This is a genomic window from Nocardioides sp. GCM10028917, from assembly GCF_042666175.1.
Taxonomy (GTDB): Bacteria; Actinomycetota; Actinomycetes; order Propionibacteriales; family Nocardioidaceae; genus Nocardioides.
Window position 1 is genome coordinate 440,496 of sequence record NZ_JBHTFL010000001.1, and the last position, 20,305, is coordinate 460,800.

Sequence of the window (20,305 nt, forward strand, 5' to 3'; positions counted from 1 at the left end):
TTCGGCCATGTCGTCGCCGCCCTCCTCCTCGTCGCTCGAGCCGCACCGCGTGGTCGTCCTCGCCGTCGCCCCGGTCATCGGCTACGACCTGACCATCCCGCCGCAGGTGCTCGGCGAGGCCCACGACGCCGACGGCCGTCCGCTCTACGACGTGGCGGTGGTGACCCTCGACGGTCGGCCCGTGGAGGCGACCCGCGGCTACGCGATCGCCCCGTCCGCCGACCTCGAGGCGCTCGCCCGCGCGCAGACCGTGATCGTCCCCGGCACCCAGGTCGCCGGTCCGCGACGCAACGCGACGATCGACGACGACCTGCGCGCCGCGCTGGCCTCCGTCCCCGCCGACGCCCGCTGGGTCTCGATCTGCACGGGCGCCTTCGTGCTCGCCGCGGCCGGGATCCTCGACGGCCACCGGGCGACGACGCACTGGAAGTACGCCGAGGACTTCCGCCGCCTCTACCCCGACATCGCCGTCGACGAGGACGTGCTGTTCACCGACGACGGCCGGGTGCTCACCTCGGCCGGTCTCAGCGCCGGCATCGACCTCTGCCTCCACCTGGTGCGCAGCGACCACGGCACCGCGGTCGCCAACGCGGTCGCCCGCCACATGGTGGTGCCGCCCTGGCGCGACGGCGGGCAGGCGCAGTTCATCGAGCGGCACGTCCCGCGGCGCGCCGACGAGACCACCAGCGACGTACGCGCCTGGGCACAGGCCCACCTCGACCGGCCCCTCGACGTCGCGACCCTCGCCCGGCAGGCCTCGATGAGCGTGCGTACCTTCACCCGGCGCTTCCGGGAGGAGACCGGCCAGTCCCCCGGCGCGTGGGTCACCCAGCAGCGGGTCCGGCACGCCCAGCACCTCCTCGAGGCGACCGACCTGACCGTCGACGACGTCGCGACCCGCGCGGGGATGCGCACCGCCGCCTCGCTCCGCCAGCACCTGCATGCGTCCCTCGGCGTCTCGCCCTCGGCCTACCGGCGCACCTTCCGCGGCGCCACGACCGAGTCGCCCAGGACCTGACCCCCGCGGGTCCCACGCGTGCTGTCGGTGGCCGCCGCCATGCTGGATCCATGGACACCTTCCCCCTCGTGCTGACCCTGGCGGCCGTGCTCGCCGTCGGGCTGGCCCTCGGTGCCGTGATCGGCGTGCTGTGGGCGCGCAGCCGCCCGGCGGACGACACCGCGATCGCCGCGCTCCAGCAGCGGGTCGCCGACCACGCGGTCGTCCAGGACGGGCTCGAGCGGCTGCAGGACCAGCTGAGCGATCTCGCCCACGACCGCACGGCCTGGCAGGCCCAGCTCCACCAGCAGGTGGCCGACGTACGCCACTCGACCGACGTGCTGCGCCAGGAGACCCACACGCTCGCGACCGCCCTGCGCAAGCCGCAGGTGCGCGGGCAGTGGGGCGAGCTCCACCTGCGCCGGACCGTCGAGCTCGCGGGGCTGGTCGACCACTGCGACTTCGCCGAGCAGACGCGCCTCGACGACGGCCGGCTGCGACCCGACCTCGTCGTCACCCTCGCCGGCGGACGCACGATCGCGGTCGACGCGAAGGCTCCGCTCGCCGCCTTCCTCGACCTCACCGGCGCAGACGACCCCGCCGAGCACGACCGGGCGCTGGCCCGGCTGGGCGAGCACGTCCGCAAGCACGTCGCCGACCTGGGCTCCCGGCGCTACTGGGAGGCGTTGGCCGGCACCCCGGAGTTCGTGGTGCTGTTCCTCCCGGGCGAGGCGATCCTCCAGGCGGCGCTGCAGGCGGTGCCCGACCTCGTCGAGCAGGCCGCGGCCCGCAACGTCGTGCTCGCCACCCCCTCCACGCTGATCGCGCTGCTGCGCACGGTCGCCCAGGGCTGGCAGCACGAGGTGCTCAACTCCCAGGCGCAGGAGGTGCAGCGGCTCGGGCAGGAGCTCCACGCCCGGCTGGGGTCGATGGCCGGACACCTCGACAAGGTGGGGCGCTCACTGAACGCCAGCGTCGTCGCCTACAACCAGGCAATGGGCTCGCTGGAGGGGCGCGTGCTGGTGTCCGCGCGCCGCTTCGCCGACCTCGGCGTCACCAACGACCAGCTCGAGGGCCCGCGCCAGGTGGAGACGGTGCCCCGCTCGGCGGCAGCTGCCGAGCTGGGCGTCCTCGACGACGTCCCGGGTGCCACGGGCGACCCGACCCTCGATGACCTGCTCGAGCAGCGACCCGGCTCGGTGCCCGCCGCGGCGCGCCGCGCGCGGGGCGCCTGAGCTCGGTCCTAGGTTGAGCCTCGTGACACGGGCCGACACGTGGTGGCAGGTCGGGCGGGAGCCTGGCCGTCAGGTGGTGTCCCTGGGCGTCGCGCTCACGTTGACCGCCGTCGCGCTCGACGTGCTGCTGGTCGGCAGCCTCAGCCTGTTCTTCGACCTCTGCTTCATGGCGCTGTGCCTGGGCCTGGCGGCGCTGGTGCGGCGCCAGGACTTCTACCTCGTCGCCCTGCTGCCGCCCGTGCTGATGGTCGTGGTCTTCGGCTTCATCGCCCTCGTCGCTCGCGACGCGATCGCCGACCCGCGCGACAGCGTCCTGCAGGCCGTCGTCTCCGGGGTCGTCACCCACGGCGTCGCCCTCTTCGTCGGCTACGTGCTGTGCTTGGGCTGGCTCGGGTGGCGGCTGCACCGCAAGGGCGACCTCGCCTCCGAGCTCGAGCGCGAGCTGGGCCAGCCGGCCGGCTGACCCCGGTCGGTCACTCCTCGAAGCGCGACACGTCGCCCGCCCCACGGCGTACGACGACGGGCTCGGCGTCGGACCAGTCGATCACCGACGTGGGCTCGGCGGTGACCTCGCCCGACTCGACCACGACGTCGACGGCGTGGTCGAGGTCCTCCTTGATCTCCCAGCCCATCGTCCGCGCCTCGGTCTCGCCGGGGAGGATCAGGGTGCTGGTGAGGATCGGCTCACCGAGCTGCTCGAGCAGGGCGCACACCAGGAGGTGGTCGGGGATGCGGACGCCGACGGTGCGCTTCTTCGGGTGCATCAGCCGCTTCGGCACCTCGCCGGTCGCGGGGAGGATGAACGTGTAGGGGCCGGGTGTCGCGGCCTTGATCGCGCGGAACGCGTTGTTGTCGACGTGGACGAACTGCCCGAGCTGCGAGAAGTCCTTGCACATCAGCGTGAAGTGGTGGCGGTCGTCGAGCTCGCGGATCTTGAGGATCCGGTCGCGGCCCTCCCGGTTGCCGAGCTGCGCGCCGAGGGCGTAGCCGGAGTCGGTCGGGTAGGCGATGAGCTGGTCGCCGCGCAGCGCCTCGACGACCTGGGAGACGAGCCGCGGCTGCGGGTTGTCCGGGTGGATGTCGAGGTAGCGGGCCATCTCGCTCTCCCGTCAGGCCTTCTGGGCCGCGCGCAGGTCGCGCCGCAGCTCCGGTGGCAGCGCGAAGATCAGCGACTCCTCGGCCGAGTGCACCGCACGGGCGTCGGGGTAGCCGCGCTCGGAGAGATAGGCGAGCACGCCCTCGACGAGGTCCTCGGGCACCGACGCGCCGGAGGTGACTGACACGGTCTCGACGCCGTCGAGCCAGGCCTCGTCGATCTCGGTGTGGTCGTCGACGAGGTACGACGCCTTGGCGCCGGCCTCGAGGGCCACCTCGACCAGCCGCACGGAGTTGGAGGAGTTGCGCGAGCCGACCACGATCACCAGGTCGGCGGCCGAGGAGATCTCCTTGACCGCGAGCTGGCGGTTCTGGGTGGCGTAGCAGATGTCGTCGCTCGGCGGGTCGAGCAGCAGCGGGAACTTCTCCCGGATCGCCGCGACCGTCTCGAGGGTCTCGTCGACGCTCAGCGTGGTCTGCGAGAGCCAGGCCACCTTCGCGGGGTCGCGGACCTCGATGCGCGCGACGTCGGCCGGGCTCTCGACGAGCTGGATGTGGTCGGGCGCCTCGCCCGCCGTGCCCTCGACCTCCTCGTGACCGGCGTGGCCGATGAGGAGGATGTCGTAGTCGTCGGAGGCGAACCGCTTCGCCTCGTGGTGCACCTTCGTCACCAGCGGGCAGGTGGCGTCGATGGTCTTCAGGCCGCGCTCGGCCGCCTGCGCGTGGACCGCCGGCGAGACGCCGTGGGCGGAGAAGACCACCGTGCGGCCCTCGGGCACCTCGTCGAGCTCCTCGACGAAGATCGCGCCGCGCGACTCGAGGTTGGCCACCACGTGCTTGTTGTGCACGATCTGCTTGCGGACGTAGACCGGGGCGCCGTAGAGGTCGAGCGCCTTCTCGACCGTGATCACGGCGCGGTCCACGCCGGCGCAGTAGCCGCGGGGAGCCGCGAGCAGGACGTTCTTGGCGGTCTCGGGGTCAAGGACCGGAGGAAGGCCGAGGTCGGTGCTCATGGGGCGAGTCTACGGGCGTGTCCGCGCCCTCCCCTATCCTCGCCGCGTGCCCTCACTCCGCGATGCCACGGCCGAGTCGCCGGCCCCGGTGCGGGCCGTCGCCAACGCCGTCTCGCAGTGGATCGACAAGCTGGGCGGCGTCTGGGTCGAGGGACAGATCGCGCAGGTCAACCGGCGCCCCGGGATGCAGACCGTCTTCATGACGCTCCGCGACACGGTCGCCGACATCTCGGTGACGCTGACGTGCTCGCGGTCGCTCGTCGACTCGATGAACCCGCCCCTCGTCGAGGGGGCCAGCGTCGTCGTGCACGCCCGGCCCAGCTTCTACGCCAACCGCGGCTCGTTCTCCCTGGCCGCCCGCGAGATCCGCATGGTCGGCCTCGGCGAGCTGCTGGCCCGGCTGGAGCGGCGCCGCCAGCTGCTCGCCGCGGAGGGCCTGTTCGCCCCCGAGCTCAAGCGCGACCTGCCGTTCCTCCCCGGCCGCGTCGGCCTGGTGACCGCGCCCAACAGCGCCGCCGAGCGCGACGTCCTCGACAACGCGCGCCGCCGCTGGCCGGCCGTCCAGTTCGAGGTGGCCTACGCCGCCATGCAGGGCACCCGCTCCGCGAGCGAGGTGATGGAGGCCCTCGACCGGCTCGAGCGCCACGCCGGCGTCGACGTCGTCGTGGTCGCGCGTGGCGGCGGCTCGATCGAGGACCTGCTGCCGTTCTCCGACGAGGCGCTGATCAGGGCGGTGCACGGCATGCGTACGCCCCTCGTGTCCGCGATCGGCCACGAGCCCGACCAGCCGCTGCTCGACCTCGTCGCCGACGTCCGCGCCTCCACGCCCACCGACGCCGCCAAGCTCGTCGTCCCCGACATGGCCGAGGAGGTCCAGGGGGTGACGTGGGCGCGCGACCGGCTCCGCCAGGTCATCACCCAGCGCATCGCGCGCGAGCAGGAGTGGCTGGCCCAGGTGCGCTCCCGCCCGGCGATGGCCGACCCGCGCAACCTGCTCGCCGCCCGCTCCGACGAGCTCGACGACCTGCTCGCGCGCGCCCGCCGTACGCTCTCGCACCGACTCGACCGGGCCGCCGACGACATCGGCCACCAGCGAGCCCGGGCGCAGGCACTCTCGCCGCTCGCCACGCTCCAGCGTGGCTACGCCGTGCTCCAGGACGCCGACGGCCACGTCGTCACGTCCGTCGCGCAGGCTGCGGAGGGCGCCGCCGTCTCCGTCCGGGTCGCGGACGGCCGCATCCACGCCACGACAGACCGCATCGAAGCAGCCACCCTGGTCGAGGAGGACCCCGATGAGTGACGCCACCCCCGAGCCGCCCAGCTACGAGGAGGCCCGCGAGGAGCTCATCGAGGTGGTCCGCACCCTCGAGGCCGGCGGCACCACCCTCGAGGAGTCGCTGGCGCTCTGGGAGCGGGGCGAGGCGCTCGCCAAGGTCTGCCAGCAGTGGCTCGACGGCGCCCGCAAGCGCCTCGACGAAGCGGTCGGTGCCGAGGCCGACGACTGATCCGCCTCCGGTGCTCGAGCCGAGCGGTGGCCCACCCACATCCGGGGCGGGTGATGGTGGCTCGTGCACCGCTCACGCGCGCCAGGTCGTACGCGCCCACCGAGCGGTGCGTGAGGCGGGTTTTGCGCAGTCCGAATCCCCTTGGGCCACCGCTCGACCCTCGACGCGCCCGACCCGCTTGACCAGCGGTGCGTGAGGCGGGTTCCACGCAGCCTGAATCCCCCTAGGCCACCGCTAGGGCCGTCGCGACTGGCTCGCAGCCGGGCGGCTCACCGAGTCAGCAGCCCGAGGTACGTCTCGATGTCCTCGGCCGGGGCGGAGCCGTAGACGAGGAGCGCCTCGTCGCCGAGCTCGGTGGAGTACCCCACGTCGCCACCGTCGTCGGACCAGGTCTGCCAGGTGTCGGTGATGTCGGAGGCCACGGTGGCGTCGTCGCCGGCCTCGGCGTCCTCGTCGACGTAGAGCTCGACGAGGTCGCTGACCGACGTGTCCTGCTGCCGGATCCCGACGAACTGACCGTCGTCGGTGAGCACGCCGAGGCTCCACCGCGGGTCGTCGCCGGCGGCGAGCTCGGTGCTGGTGGCGGTCCAACCGGCCGGCAGCTCGCGAGGATGGACGACCTGGAGGTCTGCCTGCTGCGCGAGCTCGACGCGCGCCTGCCAGTCCACGGCTTCCGGCTCGCTCTCGGCGTCGCTGCGCCACAGCCCGCGCCACGCGACGAACGCCAGCACCGCGAGCACCGTGACGATCAGGGCGCCGGTCATCCCGTTGAACGAGCGCGTGTAACGGCTCGGCTGTCCCTGCCCACTCACGCGGGCCATCCTCCCAGCCGGCCCGCAGCGCTGTAACGCCGGGGGCAGGTCCGGGAGCAGCAACCGCAGGTGCGGCGCACCGACGCACGAATCACCGCAGGTGCGGCATACTTCACGGGTGATCACGTACCGAATCGCGGAGGCGGCCGAGATCCTGGCCGTCAGCGACGACACCGTACGCCGCTGGGTGGACGCCGGTCGGTTGCCCTCGACCCGCGACGAGGGGCGTACGACGGTGGCGGGCCGCGACCTGGCCGACCTCGCCGAGCACCTCGCGGAGTCGGGCGAGCTTGCCGAGCGGGACCGCACGCGCGCCAGGACGGTCAGCGCGCGCAACCGGATGAGCGGCATCGTCACGCGGGTCAAGCGCGACCCCGTGATGGCCCAGGTGGAGATGATCTGCGGTCCCTACCGGGTGGTGTCACTGATGAGCACCGACGCCGCTGACGAGCTCGGCCTCGAGCCGGGGGTGCGGGCCATCGCGAGCGTGAAGTCCACCAACGTCGTCGTGGAGGTGCCGAAGTGAGGCGGCTCGCCGTCCTTGCCCTGCTGCTCCTTCTCGCCGCCTGCGGGGGTGGCGACGACGGGGCCGCCGCCGGAGCTGGTGGAGATGGCGGCACGCTCACCGTGCTCGCCGCCGCCTCGCTGACCGACGTCTTCGACGAGCTCGCCGGGCCGTTCGAGGAGGAGCACGACGCCGATGTCATCTTCTCCTTCGACTCGAGCACCAACCTGGCAGGACAGGTCGCCGACGGCGCTCCCGGCGACGTCCTGGCCACCGCCGACGAGGCCTCGATGCAGCTCGCCGAGGACGCGGGCGTCACGGGCGAGGTGGAGACCTTCGCGACCAACGTCGTCACGATCGTGGTGCCGACGGGCAACCCCGCCGGCATCGAGTCGCTCGACGACCTCGCCGACGCCACGTGGGTGCGGTGCTCGGACGAGGTGCCGTGCGGCAAGGTCGCCCTCGCCGTGCTCGACGCCAACGGCGTCACCGCCGAGCCGGTCAGCCTCGAGGAGGACGTCCGCGCCACCCTCGACAAGGTCGTCTCCGGCGAGGCCGACGCCGGCCTCGTCTACGCGACCGACGCGGTCGCCGCGGCAGACGCCGTCGACGCAGTGGAGATCCCCGGAGCCGAGGACGAGCCGACCTCGTACCTCGTCACGACCCTGGCGCAGTCCGAGGACCCTGACCTCGCCGCCGACTGGGTCGCGTGGGTGACGTCGACGGAGGGGCAGGCGATCCTCCGGGACGCCGGCTTCGGCAGCCCGTGAGGGACCGGCTGGGGCGGCCGCCGGCGCTGCTGATGGTGCCGGCGGTCCTCGCCACGATGCTCCTGCTCGTCCCGCTCGTGGCGATGGTCGCGAGCACCGACTGGCAGGCACTGCCCGGACACCTCACGTCGCGCGCCGCGGTGGACGCGCTCCGCATCTCCCTGGTCACCTCGACGGTGGCCATCGTGTTCTGCCTGCTCCTGGGGCTGCCCCTCGCCTGGCTGCTGGCACGAGTCGACTTCCGCGGCCGTGGTGCCGTGCGCGCGCTGGTCACCGTGCCGCTGGTGCTGCCACCCGTCGTCGCCGGCGTCGCCCTGCGCAGCGCCTTCGGGCGCACCGGCATCATCGGTGAGCCCCTCCTGGCCTGGACCGGCTTCGCCTTCCCGTTCACGACGTACGGCGTCGTGCTGGCGCACGTCTTCGTGTCGATGCCCTTCGTGGTGATCACCATCGAGGGCGCGCTGCGCTCGACCGACGCGAGGTACGACGAGGCTGCCGCGACCCTCGGCGCGACCCGCTGGACGACGTTCCGCCGGGTCACCGTCCCGCTCGCCCTGCCCGGGGTGGTCGCCGGGGCGGTCCTCGGCTGGGCACGGTCGCTCGGCGAGTTCGGCGCGACCATCACCTTCAACGGCAACTACCCCGGCACCACCCAGACGATGCCGACGCTGATCTACGTGACCCGCCAGGCGGACCAGGACGCCGCCCTCTCCCTGAGCCTGGTGATGCTGCTGGTCTCGGTCGGCGTCCTCGTCGCCCTGCGCGACCACTGGCTGGGAACGCCGTGAGCGCGGCGCCGGCACGACGGCTCGTGGCCGACCTGCGGGTCGCCGACCGCGTCGACGCCGCGTTCACCGCCGAGCCCGGTGAGGTCCTGGCCGTCATCGGGCCCAACGGCGCGGGCAAGAGCTCGCTTCTCCACGCCGTCGCCGGGCTCGTCGACGTGGAGGGCAGCGCGCACCTCGGCGACACCGACCTGCTCACCCTGCCCGTCCGCGAGCGCCGGGTCGGCCTGGTGTTCCAGGGCCAGCTGCTCTTCCCGCACCTCTCAGCCCTGGACAACGTCGCCTTCGGCCTGCGAGCCCGTGGCGATGGGCGGGCGACGGCGGAGTCCGTCGCCCGCGACTGGCTCGAGCGCTTCGGCATCGCGGACCTCGCGGGGCGCAAGCCGCGCGAGCTCTCCGGCGGCCAGGCGCAGCGCGTCGCCATCGCCCGGGCCCTGGCGACCGAGCCCGACGTGCTGCTGCTCGACGAGCCCTTCACCGGTCTCGACGTGTCGGTGCAGATGGCGCTGCGGATCGAGCTCGGACGGCACCTGCGCGACTTCCCGGGCATCGCCCTCCTGGTCACCCACGACGCGATCGACGCGCTGACGCTGGCCGACACGGTCCTCGTGCTCGACGACGGGCAGGTGGCGCAGGTCGGTCCGCCCGCCGAGGTCGCGGCCGAGCCCCGCACCCCTCACGTCGCCCGTCTCGTGGGGCTCAACCTCGTGCCCGACGGCGACGAGCTGATCGCCTTCACCCCCGACTCCGTCGTGGTGTCGCTGCACGAGCCGGAGGGGTCGACGCGCCTGCGCTGGCACGGACCCATCGCGACGCTCGCGCCCCACGGCGACGCCGTACGCCTGCTGGTGCACGCCTCCCCCGACCTGCTGGCCGACCTGACGCCCGCCGCCGCGGCCGAGCTCGAGCTCGTGCCGGGCCGCGACGTGTGGCTGTCGGCCAAGGCGACCGCGGTGAGCCGCTACCCCTCCCGCCGATAGCATGCGCGGCATGAGCTCCAGCGCCCCGCAGCCCGAACGCAACCTCGCCCTCGAGCTGGTGCGCGTCACCGAGGCGGCCGCCATGGCGGCCGGGCGCTGGGTCGGTCGCGGCGACAAGAACGACGCCGACGGCGTCGCCGTCGAGGCGATGCGCTACATGATCTCCACCGTCGAGATGCGCGGCACCGTGGTCATCGGCGAGGGCGAGAAGGACAACGCCCCGATGCTCTTCAACGGCGAGGAGGTCGGCGACGGCTCCGGCCCCGAGTGCGACGTCGCCGTGGACCCGATCGACGGCACGACGCTGACCGCCAAGGGCATGAGCAACGCCGTCTCGGTGCTGGCGGTCTCACCGCGCGGCTCGATGTACGACCCGAGCGCGGTCTTCTACATGGACAAGCTCGCCACCGGTCCCGAGGCCGCCGACCACGTCGACATCCGGCTGCCGGTCAAGGAGAACATCGCCCGCGTCGCGAAGGCCAAGGGCATCTCCATCCACGACGTCACCGTGGTGCTGCTCGACCGGCCCCGCCACGCCCAGCTGGTCGAGGACATCCGCGCGACCGGCGCTCGCATCAAGTACATCACCGACGGCGACGTCGCCGGCGCGATCATGGCGGCCCGCCCCGACACCGGCGTCGACCTGATGCTCGGCGTCGGCGGCACGCCCGAGGGCATCATCGCCGCGTGCGCGATGAAGTGCATCGGCGGCAAGATCCAGGGCCAGCTCTGGCCGCAGGACGACGACGAGCGTCAGCGCGCCCTCGACGCCGGCCACGACCTGGACCGCGACTTCGTGCTCGGCACCGACGACCTGGTCACCGGTGACGACGCGTTCTTCGTGGCCACCGGCATCACCGACGGCGAGCTCATGCGGGGCGTGCGCTACCGCGGCGACGGCGTGACCACGCACTCGCTGGTGATGCGTTCGCGCAGCGGCACCGTCCGCTCGATCACCGCCGAGCACCGGCTCTCGAAGCTACGCAATCTCTCCACGATCGACTTCGACAACTGACGGCGCCACCGGCGGCCGCAGCGCGGCCGAGACCGCGGTGATGACGAGGGGGTCGAACGCCATCCCCACGTGCGAGGAGCGCACCTCCACCGGCCGCGCGGCCGGGTCGATGCACGCCCGCCAGTCGACGATGCCGTCGCGCCGGGAGTAGATCGCGGTGAAGTCCATGCCCTCGGCGAGCGGTGCGCGGGCCTGGTCGAAGCTCTCCTGGGCGCAGTGGCCGGCGACGCAGTCCTCGGCCATCAGGCCGCGCATCCCGGCGCGGTTGAGCCGCACGAGCAGGTCGACGCTGCGGGCCAGCGAGACGTGGTGGGCACCCGGCGCGAGCATCGGGCTGCCCATCGTGACGATGCCCGCGACGAGGTCGGGCCGTCGGGCGGCGACGCCGCGGGCCAGCATCCCGCCGAGGCTGTGGCCCACGATCCGCACGCGCGACCCGCGTCGCTGCGAGATCTCCTCCAGCCGCTCCTCGAGCTGCGCGGCGGCCGACCGCGTGCAGCCGACGTTGGCGCGGATGTCCGCGCGGTAGGTCCTGAAGCCCTGGCGGCGCAGCGTCCGGCTCATCGGCCCCAGCGACGAGTCGCCGGCGAGGAACCCCGGCACCAGCAGCACCGGCTCGCCCATCCGCACCGGGTGTGCGCCCAGCGGCGTACGACGTCGTGCGCCGCGGGAGCCGAAGGCCGAGACGGCGTAGCGGCCGGCCTCGGTGAGGGCCGAACCCTCGCGCAGCACCGCCACCACGGAAGGCTGCGAGAAGCCCTCCGGGGTCAGGAATGCGGCCATTGTGCGCTGCGTCACAATCATCGAACCTAGCCCAGAACCCTCTTCACACCGGGGATGTGGGTCACTTTGCGTTTAATTGGGGACGGCTGTCGTGTTCACTGGCGCCATGTCCGCGCCCTCTCGAGACAGCTCCCAGCCGCCCCTCGCGTCCGACGAGCTCCGCGCCCCGATCGGCAACCAGGTCGAGCTCTGCTACCAGACCTTCGGCGACCCCGACGACGAGCCGCTGCTCCTCGTGATGGGCCTGAGCGGCCCGATGACGTGGTGGGACCAGGCCTTCTGCGAGCAGCTGGCGGGCGCCGGCTTCCACGTCGTGCGCTACGACAACCGCGACACCGGCCGGTCGTCGCGGATCGCGGCTCCGGTCCGGCGCGACCAGCTCGTCCGCGCCTTCGCGACCGGTCGTGCGCGGACGCCGTACACCATGTCCGACCTGGCCGGCGACGCCGTCGCGCTGCTCGACCACCTCGGCCTGGAGTCCGCCCACCTCGTCGGCGTGTCGATGGGCGGCATGATCGCGCAGACGGTCGCCGTCGAGCACCCGACGCGGGTGCGCTCGCTGACCAGCATCAGTTCGACGACCGGACGACGCACGGTCGGCTGGCAGCACCCGTCCCTCCTGCCGCGGCTGATCGGGCCGCGCGGGGCCGGGCGGGACGCGTACGTCGAGAGCAGCGTCGCCATGTGGGCGCTGATCGGCTCCGCCGCCTACCCCTCCGCCCCCGAGGCCCTGCGCACCCGCGCCGGAGAGACGTTCGACCGCGGCGTCAGTGCCAGCGGCGTGGTGCGCCAGATGCTCGCCATCCTCACGCAGGGCGACCGCACCCCGCGGCTGCGCAGCCTCCGCATCCCCGCCCTCGTCATCCACGGCAACGCCGACAAGATGGTCCACGTCAGCGGCGGGCGCTCGACCGCCGCCGCCATCCCCGGCGCCGAGCTGGTCACCATCGACGGCATGGGCCACGACCTGCCGCCCGAGCTCTTCGGCACCTTCGTCGACGCGATCCGGCGGACGGCCGACCGGGCCTCGTAGCCGCTGGCCGGCCACCTGGTTCGCTGGTCGAGGAAGGACGAAGTCCTGTCACGAGACCCATCATCCGGGTCTCGTGACGGTCGCTGCGCGACCTCCTCGACCAGCGCTGAACTCGTCAGCCGTCGACGGCGTGAGCGCCCTGCGACGGCTCGGCCGTGAAGAGGTCGGGCTCACCGAAGCCGGCGTCCGCGAAGGCACGGCGTACGGCGTCACCCGCCGCGTCCACGGACGCCACGGGCACCAGGCCGATGACGCAGCCGCCGAAGCCGCCGCCGGTCATCCGGGCACCCAGCGCCCCCGCCTCCAGCAGCGCGTCGACGGCGATGTCGACCTCCGGCACGGTGATCCGGAAGTCGTCGCGCATCGAGCGGTGCGACGCGGTGAGCAGCGGTCCGACGTCGGCGAGGCGGCCCTCGTCGAGCAGCCGCACCACCGACAGCACGCGGTCGTCCTCGGTGACGACGTGCCGCACGTAGCGGCGCAGCTCCTCGTCGTCGAGGCGCTCGAGCGCGGCATCGAGGTCGTCGGCGGACACGTCCCGCAGCGCGGGGACGCCCAGGCGGCGGGCCGCCTCCTCGCAGCCGCGGCGCCGGGCGCCGTACTCGCCGTCGGAGTGACGGTGGGGGGCGCGGGTGTCGGCCACCAGCACCGCCAGCCCACTGCCACCCAGGTCGAGCGGGACCGACCGGGTCGCGTGGCTCCGCATGTCGCAGAACAGCGCATGTCCGGCCTCGCCGCGCAGGCTCACCAGCTGGTCCATACCACCGGTCGGCGCGCCCACCGCGTCGTTCTCCACGTCGCGGGTCAGCGCGAAGAGCGCGTCGTCGTCGAGCCCGAGACCGAGGTGGGCGTCGACGGCCCGCGCCACCGAGCAGACCAGCGCGGCTGACGACGACAACCCGGCTCCCGACGGCACGTCGGAGTCGACCTCGACCTCGAGGGGCGGGACGTCGACGCCGCGGTCGGCGAGCAGCCACAGCGCACCCAGCACGTAGCGCGACCACTCGGGCACGCCCTGCATGTCGGCGGCATCCAGACCGGAGCGTCGTACGACGACCGGGTCAGGCTGTTGGACCGATCGCACCGTCCAGGCGTCGGAGCCCTCGGCGGTGCCGGTCCAGCCGACCCCGACGGACCAGACGGTCGCGGTGCACCCGACCGCCAGCGCGCACGGCAGCACGAAGCCGTCGTTGTAGTCGGTGTGCTCGCCGATCAGGTTGATGCGACCGGGCGCGAACCAGCTCGTCACATGAGCCTCTCTCGTCACGGCGTTCCTCTGGGTGAGGCGCTGTTGCCAAACACTAGTCGCAGCCGATAGACCAGTGACTCTCGTCATACCTAGGAGGGGCGCATGGCACCACGATCATCGACCCGCTCGCGCGGTCGTCCAGGGGCTCGTCGGGTCGCTGGCTCGTTCGCCAGCCTGGCCCTTGCCAGTACCCTGCTGGCCGCGTGCAGCAGCGACAGCGGCAAGACCGAGCTGACCTGGTACATCAATCCCGACACCGGGGGCCAAGCAGCCATCGCCGAGAAGTGCTCGACCGACGAGTACACCATCGCCACCCAGGTGCTCCCCCAGAGCTCGAGCGAGCAGCGCATCCAACTGTCGCGACGTCTCGCGGCCGAGGATCCCGAGATCGACCTCATGTCGCTCGACCCGCCGTTCACCGCGGAGTTCGCCGATGCCGGCTTCCTCGCCGAGGTCCCGCAGGACGCCAAGGCGCAGCTCGAGGAGCAGGGCACCTTCAAGGGCGCGATGGATGCGGCTACGTGGGAGGACAAGCTGGTCGTCTTCCCGTTCTGGTCCAACACCCAGGTGCTCTGGTACCGCAAGTCCTTCGTGGAGAAGGCCGGCCTCGACATGACCCAGCCGGTCACCTGGGACCAGATCATCCAGGCCGCCGCGGACAACGGCGGACAGATCGGCGTGCAGGCGAACAAGTACGAGGGCTACAGCGTCTGGATCAACGCGCTCATCGCGGGCGCGGGCGGGCAGCTGGTGGAGAACGCCGACAAGGGCGTCGACCTCGACCTGACCATCGACAGCCCGCAGGGCGAGGACGCGGCGAAGGTCATCGAGGAGCTCGCGACCTCCGAGGCCGCTCCCGCCGACCTCAGCGTCTCCAACGAGGGCACCGCCGGTTCGACCTTCGGCGGGGACAACGGCTCGTTCATGGTCAACTGGACCTACATCTTCCACAACTACGACGAGACGGCCCCCGACGTCGCCAAGGACATCGGCTACACCCGCTACCCCCAGACGGTCGAGGGCGAGGAGTCCCGACCGCCCTACGGCGGCATCGGCATTGCCGTCAGTGAGTTCTCCGACCACAAGGACCTCGCGCTGGAGGCCGCCGCCTGCCTGGTGGAGCCGGAGCAGCAGGGCATCAACGCCGAGATGACCGGCAACATGCCGGCCAGCACTGCAGGCTACGACTATCCCGCACTTGCAGACATGTACCCCGACGACCTCCTGAAGCTCTTTCAGGAGAGCGTCGACACCTCGGCCCCGCGCTCGGTCACTCCCTACTGGAGCGACATCTCCAGCTCCCTGCAGAACACCTGGCACCCGCCGGCCAACGTGAACCAGGACACGCCCCCGGAGTCCCAGGACTTCACCCAGCAGATCCTGGAAGGAGGGAGATTGCTGTGAGCACCACCCTGCAACGCCCACCCGCCGACGTGTCCACCAAGGCCGTGGCGAGCGATCGGTCCAAGGCCGAGAACAGGCTCGGCCTCAAGCTGGTCGCACCCGCCGTGGTGATGATGCTGCTGGTCACCGCCTGGCCGATGATCCAGGCGCTCTACCTGTCGCTGTTCCGCTACCGGCTCACCGCGCCGGACGACCGCGAGTTCATCGGGATCGACAACTACGTCACCGTGCTGACCGACGGCCTGTTCTGGCAGGACACGTGGAACACCGTCCTGATCATGGTCGTGACGGTGGCCGTGGAGCTGGTCATCGGCTTCGCGTTCGCGATGGTGATGCACCGCATCGTGTTCGCGCGCGGAGTGATGCGGACCTCGATCCTGATCCCCTACGGCATCATCACGGTGGTCTCCGCCTTCGCCTGGCAGTTCGCGTTCTCCCTCAACAACGGCTTCGTGAACGCGTGGTTCAACTGGCTGCCGTGGATCGCCGAGGACACCAACTGGTTCGGCGACCACTGGCACGCGATGTTCGCCATCATGGTCTCCGAGATCTGGAAGACCACGCCCTTCATGGCCCTGCTGCTGCTGGCAGGCCTGTCCCAGGTGAGCGAGGACATGCTGGAGGCGGCCCAGGTCGACGGTGCCACCTGGTGGCAGCGGCTGTGGAAGGTGATCCTGCCCAACATGCGGGCCGCGATCATGGTCGCAGTCCTCTTCCGGGCCCTCGACGCGTACCGCATCTTCGACAACATCTACATCATGACCAGGGGCGCCCAGGACACCGAGTCGATCTCGTTCCTCACCTACCGGCAGGTGATCGAGCAGATGCAGCTGGGGCTCGGGTCAGCGCTCTCGGTGGTGCTGTTCATCTCGGTGCTGCTGCTGGCGTGGCTGATCGTGAAGCTGTTCAAGGTGGATCTGGCGTCTGCGAGAGGTGAGGGCTGATGAAGGGCAAGACCAAGTTCGGCACCTGGGTCGGCTTCCTGCTGATCCTCGTGTGGTGCCTGTTCCCGGTGGCGTGGATTCTCTCGCTCTCGTTCAAGTCCGAGGGCGAGACGGCGGTCGGCAGTCCGCAGTTCCTGCCCAAGGACCCCACGTTCGACAACTACAAGGCGCTGTGGGACTGGCCCTTTGTAGGCCCCGACCCGACCGGTGTGGAGAAGGACTTCCAGAAGGCCCTCTTCAACTCGTTCGGCATCTCCATCATCGCCACCTTGCTCTCGGTGATCCTCGCGACGCTGGCGGCCTACGCCATCGCCCGGCTGGAGTTCAAGGGCAAGCGGCTGGTGCTCTCGCTGGCGCTGGCGATCGCGATGTTCCCGGTCGTCGCACTGGTGGGCCCGCTGTTCGACCTGTGGACGACGTTCGGCCTGTTCAACACCTGGCCCGGCCTGATCATCCCCTACATGTCCTTCACGCTCCCGCTGGCGATCTGGACCCTGTCGGCCTTCTTCCGCGAGATCCCGTGGGAGATGGAGCAGGCGGCCCAGGTCGACGGCGCGACATCGTGGCAGGCCTTCCGCAAGGTGATCGTCCCGCTCGCCGCCCCAGGTGTCTTCACCGCGGCGATCCTGACCTTCTTCTTCGCGTGGAACGAGTTCGTGCTTGCGATCTCGCTGACCTCGACGACCGCGTCGCGCACCGTGCCCGCACAGATGTCGTTCTTCGTCGGACCAGACCCGTTCAACCCACCGTACGCACAGCTGTCGACCGCCTCGGTCATCGTCACGCTGCCGGTGGTCATCATCGTCCTGTTGTTCCAGCGCAAGATCGTCGCCGGCCTGACCTCCGGCGCAGTGAAGGGGTGAGGCCGCCATGGCTGCCATCGAGATGAAGAACATCGTCAAGCAGTACGGCGACGGCTTCCCTGCCGTCAACGACGTCAGCATCGACGTCGCCGACGGGGAGTTCCTGATCCTGGTCGGGCCGTCCGGCTGCGGGAAGTCGACGCTGCTCCGGATGATCGTGGGGCTGGAGGACATCACCAGCGGCGACATGGTGATCGGCGGGAAGAAGGTCAATGATCTCGCACCGCGCGACCGCAACCTGGCCATGGTGTTCCAGAACTACGCGCTCTACCCCCACCTCACCGTCTACGAGAACATCGCCTTCCCGTTGCGGCTGGCCGGCGCGTCGGACTCCGAGGTCGACCAGAAGGTGCGCGACGCGTCGAAGACGCTCGAGCTCGACGAGCACCTCGAGCGCAAGCCGGGCAACCTCTCCGGAGGCCAGCGGCAGCGGGTGGCCATGGGGCGTGCGATCGTCCGCGAGGCCGAAGCGTTCCTCTTCGACGAGCCGCTGTCCAACCTGGACGCCAAGCTGCGCGGCCAAATGCGCACGGAGATCTCCCGCCTGCAGAAGCGCCTCGGCATCACCACGGTCTACGTCACCCACGACCAGACCGAGGCGATGACGCTCGGCGACCGGGTCGCGGTGCTGAAGCGGGGCATCCTGCAGCAGCTCGCCACCCCCCGCGAGCTCTACGAGAACCCGACCAACCTCTTCGTCGCCGGCTTCATCGGCTCCCCGCCGATGAACTTCCTTCCGGCCACGGTGAAGGGCAACCAGGTCGAGCTGCCGTTCGGCACGGTCACCATCCCCGACGACAAGGCAGCGAAGGCGCAGGGCAAGGGCCTGCTGATCGCAGGCATCCGTCCGGACCACTTCGAGGACGCCAACGTCGTCGACTCGGACAAGGTGACCGACGAGGCCACCTTCAAGGCCACGGTTGACGTGGTGGAGTGGCTGGGCAACGAGGCCTACGCCTACATCCCCTTCGAGGCCCCGCCCGAGGTCGAGAAGCAGCTCCAGCAGCTCGAGCGCGACCTCGACGGCGAGTCCCTGCGCACGCAGCTGGTGGTCTCGCTCGACGGTGCCAGCCGGATCAGCGAGGGCGACGAGGCCACCATCTGGGTCGACGCCCGCAGGATCCACCTCTTCGACCCGGCCACGGGCGAGAACCTCACGGTGGACCCCGAGCACGCGGGCACCGTGCCGGACGGCAACGCCATGGCGAAGGCCGAGGAGGTCGGGCGCGAGCAGGACGAGGTGCAGCCGGGCTCGGACACCGCCACCACCTGACCGCACGGTCGTCCGGCCCCGCAGGTCGGCGTGGAACGAGGCCCCGGAAGCGCTGCTCCCGGGGCCTTGCCGCGTGGCAGGACGTCAGGCGGGCACCGACGGAGACGCGTGCAGCCACACCGACGCGTAGGGATCGAGCCGCACCGCGCCGTCGTGGAGGTCCGGCGCGACGCCGGTGAGGGCGTCGACGAGGTCGTCGGAGTGCAGGCCCAGCCAGTGCAGGACGTCGGCGGCCACCCACGCCTCCCGGTCGGTGACGTTGGCGGCCGCGAGGAGCGGGCCGTCGGGGTGCCGCCGGACCACGAGCAGGACGCCAGGGTCGCGTGGGTCCCACACCTCGGTGGGCGAGGCGGCGTGCAGGTGCCGCAGCGAGCGTCGTACGTCGAGCAGGTGCCGCAGGCCCGACGTGATGCCGTGCGGGTCGGGGTCGGCCTCGACGTCGGCCCACGGCATCCGCGGCCGGTGCACCCACCGGTTGTCGGCGGCGTGGTCGGGGTCGTCGGCCCACCCGTCGTCGTTGAGCAGCCCGACCTCGTCGCCCATCCAGATCACCGGCAGGCCGCCGAAGGACAGGATGATCGCGTGCGCGAGCAGGATCCGGGCGACGGCCTGCGGATCGCCCGCCTCGAGGCCGGCGAGCGAGGCGAGCGAGCCGGAGATCCGCCGGTCCCCCGTCTGCTCGTTGTGCTGGAAGACCAGCCCCCGCGCCCACGAGCCGGGGAAGGACCCGGAGTAGAAGTCGGACAGGAAGCGCCGGTGCGCGGCCGCGTCGAGGCCCACCGCGCGGGCGTCCTCGTCGGAGATGGCCCAGCCGATGTCGTCGTGGCAGCGGACGTAGGTGATCCAGGCCGTCGTCGACGGCGGCTGCGGCAGCCGCTGCAGGGCGTACGTCGCCAGGCGGGCGTCGCGCGAGGCGAGCATCGACCAGACCTGCACCATCAGGCCGTTGTGGTAGGCGAGGTCGCTGACCCGGCCCGCGTGCTCGCCGACGCCGAGGTAGGCCGGCAGGTCCGCCGGGCCGACGATCGCCTCGGCCTTGAAGAGGACCGCGGGGGCCGCGATGCGGGCGACGGTGCGGAGCGCGCGGGTGAGGTCGTGCACCTCGGGCTGGTTCTGGCAGTCGGTGCCGAGGCGCTTCCAGATGAACGCGATCGCGTCCAGGCGGAACACCTCCACGCCCAGGTTGGCCAGCGACAGGATGATGTCGGCGAGCTCGCGGAGGACGGCGGGGTTCGACCAGTCGAGGTCCCACTGGTAGTCGTTGAACGTCGTCCAGACCCAGCCCGACAGCTCCTCGTCCCAGGTGAAGCTGCCCGGCGCGAAGTCGGGGAACACCTCCGGCAGCGTCGCCTCGTAGGCGTCGGGCACCTCGCGGTCGGGGTGCACGTGGAAGAAGGCCCGCCTGTCCGGGTCGCCCGCCCGCGCCGCGACGGCCCACTCGTGCTCGCGCGCGACGTGGTTGAGCACGAGGTCGAGGCAGAGGCTGATGCCCTCGCCGCGCAGCGTGGTCGCGAGGTCCCGGAGGTCGTCGACCGTGCCGAGGTCGGGCCGCACGGAGCGGTAGTCCATGACCGCGTAGCCGCCGTCGTTGGGTGCCGGTCGCGGCGTCAGGAGCGGCATCAGGTGCAGGTAGCCGACACCCAGCCCGCGCAGGTGCGCCGCGCGCTCCCCCACCCCGCGCAGGGTGCCGGCGAAGCGGTCGGCGTACGCGGCGTACCCCACCATCGAGGGACGCTGGAACCAGTCCGGCTCGCGCAGCCTGCGCTCGTCGAGCGCGCGCAGCTCCGCCGGCCGGGCGGCGTGCGCGGCCCGGGCGACCTCGACCAGGGCTCGGGTCACCTCGGGCGCAGCGTCAGCCCCGTAGACCCGCGACACGGTGTCGAGCAGATCGGGCTCCAGGGCAGCCAGCCGCTGCACGAAGCCGGTGTCGGACGCAGCGGAGGACACAGCGGAGGACACAGCGGAGGACTCAGCGGAGGACTCAGCGGACTCCGGCTCGGTGCGGCTCACGCGCCCAGTATGGCGAAGTGACGCCGTGGACGGC

Annotated in this window: 21 protein-coding genes; 15 read left to right on the forward strand and 6 right to left on the reverse strand. The window is 71.8% G+C overall.

The features are described from left to right. Positions 1-7 precede the first annotated feature (7 nt). The 3 genes from ACFQW6_RS02125 to ACFQW6_RS02135 are packed head-to-tail and all read left to right on the forward strand — an operon-like array spanning position 8 to position 2,695. Complete coding sequence (locus ACFQW6_RS02125; RefSeq protein ID WP_378540654.1) at positions 8-1,018, forward strand: GlxA family transcriptional regulator; 1,011 nt, start codon at positions 8-10, stop codon at positions 1,016-1,018. 50 nt (positions 1,019-1,068) lie between these two features. Next, positions 1,069-2,232, forward strand: a complete 1,164-nt coding sequence (locus tag ACFQW6_RS02130) for a DNA recombination protein RmuC (RefSeq protein ID WP_378540656.1) — start codon at positions 1,069-1,071, stop codon at positions 2,230-2,232. Between the two features lie 22 nt (positions 2,233-2,254). Next, a complete protein-coding gene (locus ACFQW6_RS02135; RefSeq protein WP_378540658.1) occupies positions 2,255-2,695 on the forward strand; it encodes a DUF6542 domain-containing protein in 441 nt (146 codons plus the stop codon). A 10-nt stretch (positions 2,696-2,705) separates the two neighbouring features. Here ACFQW6_RS02135 and ACFQW6_RS02140 read toward each other — a convergent pair whose 3' ends face one another. Beyond that, complete coding sequence (locus ACFQW6_RS02140) at positions 2,706-3,329, reverse strand: L-threonylcarbamoyladenylate synthase (protein ID WP_378540660.1); 624 nt, start codon at positions 3,327-3,329, stop codon at positions 2,706-2,708. A gap of 12 nt (positions 3,330-3,341) precedes the next feature. Then, positions 3,342-4,340, reverse strand: a complete 999-nt coding sequence (locus tag ACFQW6_RS02145) for a 4-hydroxy-3-methylbut-2-enyl diphosphate reductase (RefSeq protein WP_378540662.1) — start codon at positions 4,338-4,340, stop codon at positions 3,342-3,344. A gap of 46 nt (positions 4,341-4,386) precedes the next feature. Between ACFQW6_RS02145 and xseA the strand changes: the two genes are divergently transcribed. Next, the gene (xseA, locus tag ACFQW6_RS02150) at positions 4,387-5,640 is read left to right on the forward strand and encodes an exodeoxyribonuclease VII large subunit (protein ID WP_378540664.1); all 1,254 of its coding nucleotides are present in this window, start codon (positions 4,387-4,389) and stop codon (positions 5,638-5,640) included. Beyond that, a complete protein-coding gene (locus ACFQW6_RS02155; RefSeq protein WP_378540666.1) occupies positions 5,633-5,845 on the forward strand; it encodes an exodeoxyribonuclease VII small subunit in 213 nt (70 codons plus the stop codon). Before xseA ends, ACFQW6_RS02155 begins: the two co-directional genes overlap by 8 nt. Before the next feature lie 269 nt (positions 5,846-6,114). Here ACFQW6_RS02155 and ACFQW6_RS02160 read toward each other — a convergent pair whose 3' ends face one another. After that, positions 6,115-6,657, reverse strand: a complete 543-nt coding sequence (locus tag ACFQW6_RS02160; RefSeq protein ID WP_378540669.1) for a DUF4245 domain-containing protein — start codon at positions 6,655-6,657, stop codon at positions 6,115-6,117. 118 nt (positions 6,658-6,775) lie between these two features. On the opposite strand from ACFQW6_RS02160, the gene ACFQW6_RS02165 reads away from it, so the two are divergent. From ACFQW6_RS02165 to glpX, 5 genes are read left to right on the forward strand one after another with little or no spacing between them, the layout of a single operon-like run. Then, the gene (locus ACFQW6_RS02165) at positions 6,776-7,183 is read left to right on the forward strand and encodes a molybdopterin-binding protein (RefSeq protein WP_378540671.1); all 408 of its coding nucleotides are present in this window, start codon (positions 6,776-6,778) and stop codon (positions 7,181-7,183) included. After that, complete coding sequence (gene modA / locus ACFQW6_RS02170; RefSeq protein ID WP_378540673.1) at positions 7,180-7,932, forward strand: molybdate ABC transporter substrate-binding protein; 753 nt, start codon at positions 7,180-7,182, stop codon at positions 7,930-7,932. Before ACFQW6_RS02165 ends, modA begins: the two co-directional genes overlap by 4 nt. Then, positions 7,929-8,720, forward strand: coding sequence for a molybdate ABC transporter permease subunit (modB, locus tag ACFQW6_RS02175; RefSeq protein WP_378540675.1), 792 nt, complete (start codon positions 7,929-7,931; stop codon positions 8,718-8,720). Before modA ends, modB begins: the two co-directional genes overlap by 4 nt. Continuing rightward, on the forward strand, positions 8,717-9,697 hold the full coding sequence (locus tag ACFQW6_RS02180) for a sulfate/molybdate ABC transporter ATP-binding protein (protein ID WP_378540677.1): 981 nt from the start codon (positions 8,717-8,719) through the stop codon (positions 9,695-9,697). Before modB ends, ACFQW6_RS02180 begins: the two co-directional genes overlap by 4 nt. A 1-nt stretch (position 9,698) precedes the next feature. Then, a complete protein-coding gene (gene glpX / locus ACFQW6_RS02185; protein ID WP_378540679.1) occupies positions 9,699-10,712 on the forward strand; it encodes a class II fructose-bisphosphatase in 1,014 nt (337 codons plus the stop codon). Here the strand turns inward: glpX and ACFQW6_RS02190 are convergent. After that, positions 10,677-11,510: an esterase/lipase family protein gene (locus tag ACFQW6_RS02190; RefSeq protein ID WP_378540681.1), complete on the reverse strand. Its 834-nt coding sequence runs from the start codon at positions 11,508-11,510 to the stop codon at positions 10,677-10,679. The genes glpX and ACFQW6_RS02190 overlap by 36 nt on opposite strands. Before the next feature lie 91 nt (positions 11,511-11,601). On the opposite strand from ACFQW6_RS02190, the gene ACFQW6_RS02195 reads away from it, so the two are divergent. After that, the gene (locus tag ACFQW6_RS02195; protein ID WP_378540683.1) at positions 11,602-12,528 is read left to right on the forward strand and encodes an alpha/beta fold hydrolase; all 927 of its coding nucleotides are present in this window, start codon (positions 11,602-11,604) and stop codon (positions 12,526-12,528) included. 115 nt (positions 12,529-12,643) lie between these two features. Here ACFQW6_RS02195 and galK read toward each other — a convergent pair whose 3' ends face one another. Continuing rightward, positions 12,644-13,777: a galactokinase gene (galK, locus tag ACFQW6_RS02200; protein ID WP_378540685.1), complete on the reverse strand. Its 1,134-nt coding sequence runs from the start codon at positions 13,775-13,777 to the stop codon at positions 12,644-12,646. 102 nt (positions 13,778-13,879) lie between these two features. On the opposite strand from galK, the gene ACFQW6_RS02205 reads away from it, so the two are divergent. From ACFQW6_RS02205 to ACFQW6_RS02220, 4 genes are read left to right on the forward strand one after another with little or no spacing between them, the layout of a single operon-like run. Beyond that, the gene (locus tag ACFQW6_RS02205; RefSeq protein ID WP_378540687.1) at positions 13,880-15,181 is read left to right on the forward strand and encodes an extracellular solute-binding protein; all 1,302 of its coding nucleotides are present in this window, start codon (positions 13,880-13,882) and stop codon (positions 15,179-15,181) included. Continuing rightward, on the forward strand, positions 15,178-16,125 hold the full coding sequence (locus tag ACFQW6_RS02210) for a carbohydrate ABC transporter permease (protein WP_378540689.1): 948 nt from the start codon (positions 15,178-15,180) through the stop codon (positions 16,123-16,125). The genes ACFQW6_RS02205 and ACFQW6_RS02210 overlap by 4 nt, the downstream gene beginning before the upstream one ends. Next, complete coding sequence (locus tag ACFQW6_RS02215; protein ID WP_378540692.1) at positions 16,125-16,988, forward strand: carbohydrate ABC transporter permease; 864 nt, start codon at positions 16,125-16,127, stop codon at positions 16,986-16,988. The genes ACFQW6_RS02210 and ACFQW6_RS02215 overlap by 1 nt, the downstream gene beginning before the upstream one ends. Positions 16,989-16,995: 7 nt before the next feature. Then, positions 16,996-18,261, forward strand: a complete 1,266-nt coding sequence (locus tag ACFQW6_RS02220; RefSeq protein WP_378540695.1) for an ABC transporter ATP-binding protein — start codon at positions 16,996-16,998, stop codon at positions 18,259-18,261. A gap of 84 nt (positions 18,262-18,345) precedes the next feature. On the opposite strand, the gene ACFQW6_RS02225 is transcribed toward ACFQW6_RS02220, so the two are convergent. Then, positions 18,346-20,271: an alpha-amylase family protein gene (locus ACFQW6_RS02225; RefSeq protein WP_378540697.1), complete on the reverse strand. Its 1,926-nt coding sequence runs from the start codon at positions 20,269-20,271 to the stop codon at positions 18,346-18,348. Between the last annotated feature and the right edge of the window lie 34 nt (positions 20,272-20,305).

Coding starts and splice junctions, on each gene's coding strand:
- ACFQW6_RS02125 (WP_378540654.1), top strand. CDS start 8: ATGTCGTCGCCGCCCTCCTCCTCGTCGCTCGAGCCGCACCGCGTGGTC.
- ACFQW6_RS02130 (WP_378540656.1), top strand. CDS start 1,069: ATGGACACCTTCCCCCTCGTGCTGACCCTGGCGGCCGTGCTCGCCGTC.
- ACFQW6_RS02140 (WP_378540660.1), bottom strand. CDS start 3,329: ATGGCCCGCTACCTCGACATCCACCCGGACAACCCGCAGCCGCGGCTC.
- ACFQW6_RS02145 (WP_378540662.1), bottom strand. CDS start 4,340: ATGAGCACCGACCTCGGCCTTCCTCCGGTCCTTGACCCCGAGACCGCC.
- ACFQW6_RS02155 (WP_378540666.1), top strand. CDS start 5,633: ATGAGTGACGCCACCCCCGAGCCGCCCAGCTACGAGGAGGCCCGCGAG.
- glpX (WP_378540679.1), top strand. CDS start 9,699: ATGCGCGGCATGAGCTCCAGCGCCCCGCAGCCCGAACGCAACCTCGCC.
- ACFQW6_RS02195 (WP_378540683.1), top strand. CDS start 11,602: ATGTCCGCGCCCTCTCGAGACAGCTCCCAGCCGCCCCTCGCGTCCGAC.
- ACFQW6_RS02205 (WP_378540687.1), top strand. CDS start 13,880: ATGGCACCACGATCATCGACCCGCTCGCGCGGTCGTCCAGGGGCTCGT.
- ACFQW6_RS02215 (WP_378540692.1), top strand. CDS start 16,125: ATGAAGGGCAAGACCAAGTTCGGCACCTGGGTCGGCTTCCTGCTGATC.
- ACFQW6_RS02220 (WP_378540695.1), top strand. CDS start 16,996: ATGGCTGCCATCGAGATGAAGAACATCGTCAAGCAGTACGGCGACGGC.